The sequence below is a fragment of the Limnofasciculus baicalensis BBK-W-15 genome, assembly GCF_024178385.1.
In the GTDB taxonomy this organism is placed as follows: Bacteria; Cyanobacteriota; Cyanobacteriia; order Cyanobacteriales; family Coleofasciculaceae; genus Limnofasciculus; species Limnofasciculus baicalensis.
In genome coordinates, this window is the sequence record NZ_JAMZMM010000190.1 from 1 (window position 1) to 11,635 (window position 11,635).

An 11,635-nucleotide genomic window follows, 5' to 3' on the forward strand; every position below is an offset into this window, starting at 1 on the left:
AGTAATGCTAGCGCGATCGCGAAAACCAAAAGAACGGGGATAGAACACCAGGGAAACTGGGATATAGGTAAATATGCCGCAGCGCGAAGTCCGGTACTGGTATAGCTTAAGGGCAAGAGATACACAATCGCTTTGAGAGCTATTGGTAGAGTGGTAGGGTCAAAAAACGTCGCTCCTAAAAACGACATTGGCACGATAACGAAATTGTTATACAACCCCACCGCTTCGATAGACTTGACATTTAACCCAACAATAGCCCCTAAACCTGAAAACACAGCACAATTGAGCAGTAGTAGGAGCAAAAATAAGGGATTGATAAAACTCCAGACTTTGCCAGTAAATACAATCGCCACCAAAATTACTGAAGCGGAAGTCATCATCCCTCGCAAAATCCCTGCCAGCATTTTGCCCAGATATAATGACATGGGATGGACTGGTGCTAGTAGGGTTTCCTCAAACGTTTTGGAGTAGAGTCTTTCGCCACAGAGAGAAAATGTGGTTCCGCCAAAGCTGATAGTCATAGAAGATAGGGCAATCATCCCTGGCAAAATAAACTGCAAATAGTTGTCACCAGCAGCAGGTTTCATGGCTGCATCTAGGGTACTGCCCAGCCCCAGGCCAAAACCTACTATATAAATGAGGGGCGAAATTAATCCAGTAGCGGCAACTTGGACAATCCGCACGCGCAATTTTAACCACTCTCCCCAGAAGACAGTTAGACTATCCGTCAAAATGATTGAGAATTGGGAGATGTTTAATGTTTTAGGCGAGGAGGGGAAGGAATCAGATTTCATCGTAATTTGCAGTTAAACATAGTGGGTAGAGTGGGGGATAGGAGGGAATGTATGAGGGCGGCTGAGTATTATAACTTGAGAGTAATTTTTGCTTAACTTTACTTTACATTTTTGTATTATAACTTCATCTAAATTTTAAGAAAACCTTAAATTCAGTCATGCTGGCAAAGGGAGGCGGTGGCTCGGCGGAGCAAAAGGTCGCTTGTAGAGCTTATAGGATCTAGAACAGAATAAGTTTGTGATCTGCGTCACTGAAGAGAGAACAGGACATCACCTTATATCCGCTTTTAAATACCGATTAGCGTGACTACTATCACATGTTCTGGTCAAAAATCGACTTACTGTAAAAAGTCTATACAAGAATGGATAACAGGGCAATGAAGGAAATAGTAGAGAAAATATCAACAATTGTCACGGATGAAGATCGGAGTCTGGGGACAGTTGCAGCCCAAGCAGTACAAACAGAAAGAATTAACTCATATATCGGGGGGGCTGATCACAAATCCTCTGACTCTGGGGACTCTCCAGAATTAGACAACGAAATTTGGTTTAATAGGGGCGTAGAATTAGCCACCTTAAACCGCTACCAAGAAGCTATGGATTGTTTTGACTACTCTCTAGCGATTGAGTCGAGGAATTACAAAACTTGGATATGGCGGGGGGGGATGCTGACTCATTTAGATAGGTACAAAGAAGCAAGTGCTTCATTTGAACAAGCAGTAAAGCTTGAACCCAATGCCAAAGATGCTTGGCTATTCCTAGGGGTAGCTTTCCATCACATCGGTAAATACAAACAAGCATACTCTTGCTATGACAAAGCGTTGGGAAGAAAACCAGATCCGATGAGAGAAGCGCTGATGCGGTTTGAGTCTCTGATTAAACGGGTAATTGCTGGGATATTCAAAATTAAAGTTTATAGCTGAAAAATCCGGTTTCTTGGAGTTGAGACAATCAAATGTCTGTCTTTTCTCAAATAGAAACCGGATTGTGGGGATTTAGCGAGATAATCTCTAATATCAAATCCTTTGGCATTGGTATAAGATCTTTTTTTTAACGCAGAGGGCGCAGAGGTTAACACAGAGGTACACAGAGGTTTTTCTGTCAGAGGTTTAATAACATAAAATAATATAAAATCCAGTTGATCGAGATGATCGCTTAAACCCATGACAACACTCAACGCCAAAGAACTAACTCTCAGCGAAGTCCACAATCTCTATGATAAACATCAAAGACAGCCAACGAGAGGATTTAGTCTAGTGTAGAATTAAAACTGCGATCGCTCGCATGAGTCTAGTGATGGAACCAATCACGATGGAAATGAGGATAGCCAATCGATTGAATACTCACCACACCCCACTGCCCAATCATGTCCTATAGCCAATTTACCACGATCGCTAAAGCCAAAACCGCCTTCAACTTAACTATTCGGGAAGGAGGGCGCTTCCTACCCACAATAGATCCGATTGTACCTTCTGAATTCCTAACCGAATATTTAGCTCAAACCCTCCCAATTGTATCTACCGGAAGTGAAAAAGCAAGATCAGAAGGAATTATTTACCCCGTACTATTAGAAGTTCGACGTATCCTCAATCAACAGGTTAGCCTATTTTCCGGCGAAGATTTTACAGTTGATGAGTCAGTAGGTTTAAATGGGATCTGCGATTTTATCTTAACCAATTCCACAGATGTCTTAGAAATAGAAGCCCCTGTAGTCGTTGTAGTCGAAGCAAAAAAAGCCGAGATCAAAACCGGATTTGGACAATGTATTGCTGAGATGGTGGCATCACAACGCTTCAATGAAATCCAACAAAAACCAATTGCCACAATCTATGGTGCTGTCACCAGTGGAAATATATGGCGCTTTCTGAAACTAGAACAAACAACAGTTACACTAGATCTAACCGACTATCCACTACCCCCCGTAAAACAGATTTTAGGCATCCTAGTTTGGATGGTACAACAAACTGGAGCTAATAGCTAATGACTAATAACCAATTACCTCAATATATCCTTTCCTCTTACCTAACCATCGACTAACAAAAAAAACCTTTGCGCCCTACTCTGGCGAGAAGCCGCTGCGCGTCTATGCGTTAAAAAAAAATTATCCCAACACCAAAAATCAACAAAAGTAATCAGTTTTCCCATTAACACTATCCCAGCGACTCGCCCCTACATTTACCACCCCCACCCCCTCTCACATTACAGATATTTATCACTACATAACGGAGAACCAATAGACTTTAGTAACAAAAAGGTTGTAAAAGTTGTAAAATTTTTATGAAATTAATCAAACGACACAACCCACTCATAAAGACAAGGTACACTAAATGACCGCGACCACACCAAAAGCTGCATCAACCATCCCAGGATTTTGCGAAGGGATTCAATATTTCGGGGAAGCCTTGCCAGATTTCAACAAATATGGTATGGAACCAGCCATTACTGAAGGTAAAATTGCGATCGCATCCCCTGATAACCCCACCGCTGTCTACCAAACCCTCCTGGCCGCAGACGCATTACGCTACCTAATTCTCCAAGTCACCGCAGCCAAAGCATCCGGACATCCGGGCGGATTTGCTAGCGTCGCTGAAGGTATCGCAGCATTAGTTATGCTCGGTTACAAAAATATCATCACCGAAGTCGGACACCACGCTCCCGGTTTCTACAGTAACATGTTCCTGGATCGCTCCCTCGAAGACATGGGGATTACCAATGTGCAACAAATGCGGGAAAGATTCCGCGAAATGCACGGACTGTTGGGACATCTTTCTGGTCAAATTCCCGGACTATTAAACCCTGCCGGACCATTAGGACAAGGACAACATTTTGCCATGGCGGGGGCATTATTGCATCGGGATGTGCTATTTCCAGTTACCATCGGTGACGGTGGATTAGGTGAGCCATATATTATGAGTAGTATGGCACATTTCCACACTGCTTATCCGGAAGTTACTAACTTTTTACCTATCTTAGTTTGGAATGGTTACTCTCAGGAACACCATAGTATGGTTTCCACCAAACCCAATGAAGAGATGATTGCTTATTGGCAAGGAAATGGGTTTAAAGAAGTTATTTTAGTCAATGCCAAAGACTATGATGATGCTAATCAACCGGGAGATTATGTTGATAGCACCGCATTCTCTTTTGAGAAGCGATTAGCATTTACCCAAGCCGTGTTAGAAGCAACCGATAAAGCGGCAAAATCTGCTCTCGGTGGCACATTAACCGTATTAATTATCAAACAACTCAAAGGTGCAGGCGTACATGACCGAGGCGCAAAATCTCATAACCTTTACGCTCACCATACCTTAGAAAATGAGGATATAGTTGGCGCATTAAAAACCCGCGCCTTAACCCCAGAAGCTTGGCAAATAGTCCGGAGTAACTTTGAACGCGCAGGAGGTGGTCCAGCTTCTAAACATGTGGTAACGGAAAAAGAATTACCCTTATCCGATTTAGGGCAATTACCCTTAACAGAATTTCCGATTAAAGGAGATAAACAAGTCGCCACTACCGCCATGGGGACATTAGTTGGTCACGTTGGCAAAAATGACCCTAATTTTATTGTTTCCAATGCTGATGGTAATGCCGCATCGGGAATTAATAACATTAACGTCGCCCTGAAAATCATTCATCCCACCCTTGATGATACCTATTTCCAAGGACCAAAAGGTCAAGTTTACGAACCCTTAAGTGAAGATGCTTGTGCCGGATTAGCCGTAGCATTAGCCTTATTTGGGGCACGGACTTTATGGTGTTCTTACGAATCATTTGCTATTAATGGTTTACCAATTTGGCAGACAGTAACCCAAGCGATGACAGAATTACGCCGCCCTACTCCTTCTACGATTACACTATTTACCGCAGGGGCATTAGAACAAGGGCGAAATGGTTGGACTCACCAACGTCCAGAAATTGAGAATTACTTTGCCGCGATGATGCGGAATGGTAATGTTTTTCCTCTATTTCCTTGCGATGCCAATAGTATCCAAGTCTGTTATGATTGGGCGTTGACTACTAAGAATAAGGGAATCCCCATTACTGCGAGTAAGTCTCCCTTACCTGTATTAACTACATTTGAACAAACGCGCCAAGGATTAAAAGATGGTGGGATAATTCTTCATGAAAGTGAAGGGAAAAAGAAAGTCGTCTTTGCGGTAATTGGCGATATGACTTTAATTCCCGTATTTGATGCAGCGATTCATCTAGAAAATGAAGGAATTGGCGTGCGAATTGTTTCCGTAATTAGTCCCCGTCGCTTATATCGTCCCGATGATGTAGCGTGGGCAACTTGTTCAGAAAAAGATAGCCATTTCTTAGATGATGAAGGGTTTGAGAAAATGTTTGGTGGTGATGCTTTGATTGGGGTGACTGGCGGTACGAGTGGAATGTTAGAACCGATTATGTTACGGAGTAATTGTAAACGGGATACCTTTGCTTGGAAGCGGGGGGAAACTACAGCTACTGCGGGTGAATTGATGGGATTTAATGGGTTGACTGCGGAGAATTTGGCGAAGCGGGCGACTGAATTGGTTGGTTAGGATTGAGGTGATTTGATGGTTTTTTCCCCGCCTGGGTTTTGGCTTGGGTGGGGGAATTTTCAGTATTCTTGTACAGAGGAGCTTGAGGAGGTTAAGATTTACCATTTTAATGCTACTCTAGGAAAGCTTTTTCAATCCCTGGTTTCAGGATGATATGATGTTAATAGTGCAAATGTACTTAGCATCGGCACTGATGTAGAGTTGAGCGTACCTTCAGGACATGGCGAGGGGAGAAATCATCAGAAAGCTTTTCCAAAGCTTCTCTCGCAATGAGAGAGAGGGGTTTTATGCTGCGGCGATGGAATTAATTCAGGAAGAGAGAAGCAAGAATCATATCTTGCTTGCCAAAGATTTAGAAAGAATTTTGCAAAATGGTAATGCCAAATCCCTTCCTGCAAGTAGTAGTCTTTACAAAAGCTATCCTGATGTGCCGAAAGATAGAGAAACAGGTTTATCGCTGATTGATATTAGACAATTTGATTTGAATTGGGATGACGTGGTTCTGAATCAGCATAACTTGGATATCTTGCAGCGGGTGACGCTAGAAAACCGGAAACAAGAAATTTTGGCCGCTTATGGGTTGCAACCTAAATCAAAGCTTTTGTTTTGTGGACCTCCCGGTTGTGGTAAGACACTAACCGCGAAAGTACTTTCTGGTGTGCTAGGAATCCCTCTTGTCTACGCCAATTTAACAGCAATTTTCTCATCTTATTTGGGAGAGACCGCAACTAATCTCAAAAAAATATTTGATTATATTGAAAAAGGTGAATGGGTTGTTCTGTTTGACGAGTTTGACGCAATTGCCAGAGATCGTAATACTCTTAATGAGCATGGTGAAGTTAAGCGGCTAGTCAACAGTTTACTTCAGCTTATCGATCAGTCTAATAGTAACAGCTTATTCATTGCAGCGACGAATCATGAATCTTTATTAGATAAGGCAGTGTGGAGAAGATTTGATGAGCTTCTTTTCTTTGGTAAACCGGATCTAGAACTCCGAACGGCACTTCTAAAACGCTATCTTACCAGAATTCGGTACTCTGAAGTTAATCTGGAAAATTTCGCTGCTGATTTGGAAGAGGCTACTGGTGCAGATATTGAACGTATTTGTGTTGATGCAATCAAAACTGTTATTCTGCGAGGAGATCGCGAACTTAATCATATAGACTTAAAAACGGCTGTAGCCCATTATTTAGACAGAAACCGTATAATATCGAGTTCAGAAAAGTCCAAGAGAGGCAGATAATGACCAGTCAGTTTGAGCATTTAGAATTACCGAGAACTAGTATAGAGTTACCTCGAAAAAGATACGCCTTAGTTGTGTGTATTAATCACTCAGTGAGCAATATCCCATCATTAGCAATGGCGATTGCTGCAATTTTCAAGTCCATTGAACCCAGGCGAGGATAAAGCTTTTTTAGACGTTGAAACTCGATGACTGAGATAGCACAATAATTTTCCAATTGCTTTTTCAAGCGTTTATAAGCTTCAACTTGTGCTTGAATCGATTTAGCTCTGGCAAGAAAGCTCAACCAACCGCGCATTTGTTCTTCATAGCTGATAATGGTTACTGCCAACTCATTAGCTTGCAGAGTAGAGAGTTTCGCTAACAAACGCCGTGCGTTTTCTCCACTATGTTCGAGGATACTTAAGGAATCAGTATCAAGAATGTACATCTTTTCCTTTGCTTTTTCTGACTGAGCAACGGCGAAGTGATTTACGGTATTGACGACCTAATTTCATAGCTTCTTTATAAGCTGAATCTTGAGCGAAAGTTCCGGCTATTTTTTCCCACCAAGGTGTGGCTGGGAATACAGGATTTTCCACTTTTTGTTTAAGGAATACAACTTCCGCTTCTAGGGCGGCAACTCTTTCTTCGATTGATAATGCTGACATAGTGGATCAAACTTTATTTTAGTATAATAATATTATTATATCATTAAAAATACGGAACCGAATAAACTCATACCTTTTCATCACAGTTAGCATGGTAGTAAGCTAAAGCAGCATAAACTTGGGCAAGGCTCAAATGACTCAGGCGATGGGCAATCCCTTCCACTGCTGCACCTTATCCAGGATAAACCAAAAAATACCTATGACAAAATTCATTCTTTATATCGCAACCAGTCTAGACGGATACATCGCCAGATTAGACGGCAGTATTGATTGGTTACCATCACCTGAAGTAGATGGAGGAGCTAATAGCTACACTAAATTCTATAATTCAATTGATGCTTTAGTCATGGGTGCTACAACCTACGAACAGGTTTTGGGGTTTGGTGATTGGGTATATCCTGGGAAATTATCATATATTTTGACAAGTCGGGATCTATCAACTCCACGGAATGACATATTTTTTGTTAAAGGTAGTATTCCCGAAGTTATTGAAAATATAAATAATAAAAACTATCAGCGAGTTTGGGTAGTAGGAGGTGGAAAAGTTGCCTCTTCATTTATTAGTCAGGGATTAATCGATGATTACATAATTACCGTAATTCCCATTATTTTGGGTTCAGGTATTTCCCTCTACCAATCAGTACCGGAAGTGAAGCTAGATCTAATTGAACTAAAATCTTACTCTTCTGGTATGGTGGAGCTTTATTACAGGAAGCAGTAACAACCAAAGGAGTCCATCCCATCACCGAAATCAATCCTAGCACCTCCGTCCCGCCTGTCCCTGGGGAAGTCCTGAAACAAAAACCACCATATAGTTCCTACAGGTGCTAAAATGTCAGAACTGTAAATCGATACAAATTAAAAATGTTTTGGGCTGATAAAATCGCTGCGGATGCAGTAGGTAACCAAATTGTTAACGACTCCAAAACCCCGTCAGGAAGAGTACATGTTGGCTCTTTGCGAGGCGTAATTATCCATGATGTTATTTACCGCGCCTTGAAACATGCAGGGAAGCCCGTTAAATTTTTGTACGGTGTCGATGACTATGATGCACTAGATACTGTCCCCAAATACCTCGATAAAGATAAGTTTTCTCCCTATTTGGGATTTCCCTTGTGTAACACTCCTTCGCCAGAAGAGACAGCGAGTGATTATGCTAAGTATTTTATGGGGGAATTTCTGGAAGTATTTGAGTATCTGGGTGTTCAACCAGAAGTTTACTACCTGCGAGATTTATATCGTTCGGGAAAATTAAATAATTCTATCGATATTTTCCTCAAAAATGCTCATCTTGTCCGAGAAGCCTATAAAGAGATAAGTAAAGCAGATCGTCCGGATAACTGGTATCCTTTTCAAGTAGTTTGCGAAAACTGTGGCAAAATCGCCACAACTGTAGTTACAGATTATAACGGTTCGGAAGTATTTTATACCTGTAAACCTGATGCCACAAACTGGGTAGCGGGTTGCGGACATTCTGGCTGGGTTTCTCCCTTTAATGGTAATGGCAAATTACCTTGGAAAGTGGAATGGGTAGCGAAGTGGGAATTGTTGGGTGTGACTATCGAAATGGCGGGAAAAGATCATTCCCAAAAAGGCGGTTCGAGAGATGTTGCTAATGCTATCTGTCGTAAGATTTTAAAAAAACAGCCACCATTTCATTCTCCTTATGAATTTATCTTAGTCAATGGCACAAAGATGAGTTCATCTAAAGGTGTAGGCTCTAGTGCGAAAGATATTGCAGCCTTACTGCCATCTGAATTATTACGCTTTTTAATGCTCCGTACTCAACCCCGTAGCGCCATCAATTTTTCCCCAAATAATGAAACAGTTACCCGTCTTTTCCGGGATTACGATACCTTGAATGGGAAATATCAAACTTATTTGGGCGCTAATCCAGAGAAATCAGAAATAACGGAAGATTTCATCCCCCTATTCTACTCACAGATAGGAGATGAGATTAAATCATACAATCCTTTTGATTTCAGTACCCTGATTTCACTCCTGCAAATTCCCCATATTGATATTAAGGAAGAAGTGGCGAAACGGAGTGGTGATTCATTGACTGAGTTTGACTGGGAAATTGTCAATCAGCGGATAGCAGCGGCGCAAAAGTGGCTGGCAGACTATGCAGATGAGGAGGAAAAACTGGTTTTATATCTGGATAAAGTACCAGAAAAAGCAGGAGAATTAACTCAAATTCAGGTATCTTACCTGGAAAGGTTAATTGAGAATTTGCAGAAGCTGACGAATTGGGAAGGTGAGGAGTTACAAACTACCTTGTTTTCTACATCGAAAGAGTTAGATATGCCACAACCACTGGCATTTAAGGCAATCTACTTATCCTTTTTGGGTAAGGAAAAGGGACCAAAAGCAGGTGCTTTGTTATCCTACCTAGAGAAATCTTTTGTTATAGCTAGATTGCAGGATGCGATTAATCTTAATCTGGCAGTGGCTAAATAACTCAGGAGGTTGGGTGGACGAAAGAAAACCCAACCTTTTGCTGTGGAAGAATAATTATTTGATAGAACACTTCATAAAGTATTGAAATATATCGCAATAGCGTATAAAACTTGCAAAAGGTTATTAGCCCTCCTTTGGATTATCCTATCATAGAAGCTGAAACGACGCAATCTCGTTGATTATTAAGAATTAATCTTAATAAGGATTAACGAATTTAAGAGGCTTTCAGCCGTTTTCTAATTTGTTAAGTTATGTTAAGTACTTTCTTTTGTTAAATTATGTTAATTACTTTTTGTTGAAACAGGGGTTGGGGCTGAGGGGAAAACTCTGTACTCCGGATCGGTAAGTCCGATAATGGTTAATAGGCGATCGCAAAATCTGTTGCCAAACTCTATTCCTCATCTTTGTCGTTGGGCAATCGCCAATTTTGTAACTGTCACAGAGATGAGGGAGGAGAGATGACGGGAAATGGCGGATTTGAGGGAATTGCGATCGCGGTTTGTTCTGTGCAATTCGATAAACTGTCCTTTCCCTGTACCTATTCCCTGAGTTGCCAGGAATATCATGGAATTAATTAAGTTAACTGATTGTAGCAACGGGAGAGGAAATATGTCATCATCATCATATAACAACCAATCGCATAGCTCCGCTTGGGTTTTCCAAGTTTGGGCTTCTTTTATTCTTTCTATTTCCGCGACTGCTATTGGAATTTTATATCTTCCTGTAGATGCTTGGACAAAAAGTTTTATGGGGATGGGGTTGGCTTTCTCGGTTGGCTCTACGATTAGTTTATCGAAAACTACTAGAGATATGCACGAGTCTAAAAGTATTATCGCTAAGGTTGAGGAAGCCAGGGTTGAGAAGATTCTTAGCGATCATCATCCTTTGAAGTAAGGTATTGGGTAGTTGGTGCTGGAAAACCACTAAGGCACTAAGTCACTAAAGTTTCTAAGCGGGCGGCGAGAATCGAACTCGCATCATCAGCTTGGAAGGCTGAGGTTTTACCACTAAACTACGCCCGCAGTGGTTTTTTGATTATATCATACTCTTCTTAGGATAGCACAGTTTTTTTGATTTGGTTACAATTCCCTGATATAGCAGTCGCCAAGGCGATTAGGACAAGGGGCTTAAGCCCCGCTTAAGCCCCTTGTTAACTTGGCTTTGCGAAGAATGTCCTAACCGCTGTGGCGGTTGCTATAACTTGCACCATTGTCAGTAGAGGAAGAAAACAAGCCGTAGACTTAAGTCTACGGCTAATAGCTTAGTTCATTGAAATGGACTAAAATTCTTCCCCAGTCGTCTTTAGACGACTTTAGCTATTAGACAGTGGTTTTAACCACTGGCGGGTTATCGCAACTGGTGCAAGTATCGGTTTCAAGGTACGCTAACCCTAATTTCTAGGTTATAGGCTTGTGTAACGGGTGTATTTTCCATGTAGGTGGGTTGGAAGCGCCACCCCTCAATAATCCGGTTGGCGAGTTGCTTGGCGTTTTCGATACTGATGTTTCCCGATAGGATTTGGGTGGGATTTGCGTCTTCCTCTTGACTGGGCAGTCTGGCTTTACCTGTCTCATCAATTAATATAGTCACTTTCAATTGTATAACTTGTCCCGACTTAATTCCTAGTCCATTGAGATCGTCGATCGCAAATTCTGTTTTATTATCTGATTTAGGTTTGGCTGGTTGGCTGGGGATATCCCGGCTACCATCGGTAAGGTTAAGCCCGACTGGGGTGACGAAAATTCCTTTTTGAGGATTGGCGGCTGATTCTTCTGTGGATTTCCCGGATGACTGGCTTGGGGCGGGATTTGGTGATGGATTTACCTGCGGGCTGTTAGTAGGATTAGGGGAAATAGGTTTTGGTGATGGGGGCGATGTTTGTGATGGGGGAAGCACTTTTTCGCCAGTTTTACTATTATCTGCTTCTTTTGTTCCTTGGGAGTTGGG

At 41.7% G+C, this 11,635-nt stretch carries 11 protein-coding genes, 1 tRNA gene and 1 pseudogene; 7 read left to right on the forward strand and 6 right to left on the reverse strand.

The genetic code is table 11. From position 1 onward, the window contains the following. The coding region (locus tag NJ959_RS17830; protein WP_254013091.1) for an ABC transporter permease at positions 1-794 on the reverse strand (794 nt) is incomplete at its 3' end. A 377-nt stretch (positions 795-1,171) separates the two neighbouring features. Between NJ959_RS17830 and NJ959_RS17835 the strand changes: the two genes are divergently transcribed. The 4 genes from NJ959_RS17835 to NJ959_RS17850 all read left to right on the forward strand — a co-directional run bounded on the left by NJ959_RS17835 (position 1,172) and on the right by NJ959_RS17850 (position 6,578). Beyond that, entirely contained in the window at positions 1,172-1,717 is a 546-nt protein-coding gene (locus NJ959_RS17835) for a tetratricopeptide repeat protein (RefSeq protein ID WP_254013092.1), read from the forward strand. A 443-nt stretch (positions 1,718-2,160) separates the two neighbouring features. Beyond that, on the forward strand, positions 2,161-2,775 hold the full coding sequence (locus NJ959_RS17840) for a hypothetical protein (protein WP_254013093.1): 615 nt from the start codon (positions 2,161-2,163) through the stop codon (positions 2,773-2,775). 346 nt (positions 2,776-3,121) lie between these two features. Next, positions 3,122-5,335 carry a phosphoketolase family protein gene (locus NJ959_RS17845; RefSeq protein ID WP_254013094.1) on the forward strand — a complete coding sequence of 738 codons (2,214 nt, stop codon included), beginning with the start codon at positions 3,122-3,124 and terminating at the stop codon, positions 5,333-5,335. A 220-nt stretch (positions 5,336-5,555) separates the two neighbouring features. Beyond that, positions 5,556-6,578: an AAA family ATPase gene (locus NJ959_RS17850; protein ID WP_254013095.1), complete on the forward strand. Its 1,023-nt coding sequence runs from the start codon at positions 5,556-5,558 to the stop codon at positions 6,576-6,578. Positions 6,579-6,663: 85 nt separating this feature from the next. Here NJ959_RS17850 and NJ959_RS17855 read toward each other — a convergent pair whose 3' ends face one another. Continuing rightward, entirely contained in the window at positions 6,664-7,008 is a 345-nt protein-coding gene (locus NJ959_RS17855) for a type II toxin-antitoxin system VapC family toxin (RefSeq protein ID WP_254013096.1), read from the reverse strand. Further along, complete coding sequence (locus tag NJ959_RS17860) at positions 6,995-7,228, reverse strand: hypothetical protein (RefSeq protein WP_254013097.1); 234 nt, start codon at positions 7,226-7,228, stop codon at positions 6,995-6,997. Before NJ959_RS17860 ends, NJ959_RS17855 begins: the two co-directional genes overlap by 14 nt. Positions 7,229-7,427: 199 nt before the next feature. On the opposite strand from NJ959_RS17860, the gene NJ959_RS17865 reads away from it, so the two are divergent. Both NJ959_RS17865 and lysS read left to right on the forward strand, forming a co-directional pair. Beyond that, a complete protein-coding gene (locus tag NJ959_RS17865; RefSeq protein WP_254013098.1) occupies positions 7,428-7,949 on the forward strand; it encodes a dihydrofolate reductase family protein in 522 nt (173 codons plus the stop codon). 143 nt (positions 7,950-8,092) lie between these two features. Next, positions 8,093-9,688, forward strand: coding sequence for a lysine--tRNA ligase (lysS, locus tag NJ959_RS17870; protein WP_254013099.1), 1,596 nt, complete (start codon positions 8,093-8,095; stop codon positions 9,686-9,688). A gap of 398 nt (positions 9,689-10,086) precedes the next feature. On the opposite strand, the gene NJ959_RS17875 is transcribed toward lysS, so the two are convergent. Next, positions 10,087-10,254 (reverse strand): hypothetical protein, encoded by a 168-nt coding sequence (locus NJ959_RS17875; protein WP_254013100.1) that lies wholly within the window; start codon positions 10,252-10,254, stop codon positions 10,087-10,089. A gap of 43 nt (positions 10,255-10,297) precedes the next feature. Between NJ959_RS17875 and NJ959_RS17880 the strand changes: the two genes are divergently transcribed. Then, positions 10,298-10,582: a YiaA/YiaB family inner membrane protein gene (locus tag NJ959_RS17880; protein ID WP_254013101.1), complete on the forward strand. Its 285-nt coding sequence runs from the start codon at positions 10,298-10,300 to the stop codon at positions 10,580-10,582. A gap of 57 nt (positions 10,583-10,639) precedes the next feature. Here the strand turns inward: NJ959_RS17880 and NJ959_RS17885 are convergent. Further along, positions 10,640-10,710, reverse strand: a tRNA-Gly gene (locus NJ959_RS17885). 352 nt (positions 10,711-11,062) lie between these two features. Continuing rightward, positions 11,063-11,635 (reverse strand): annotated as a pseudogene (locus NJ959_RS17890) (hypothetical protein); the annotation flags it as partial.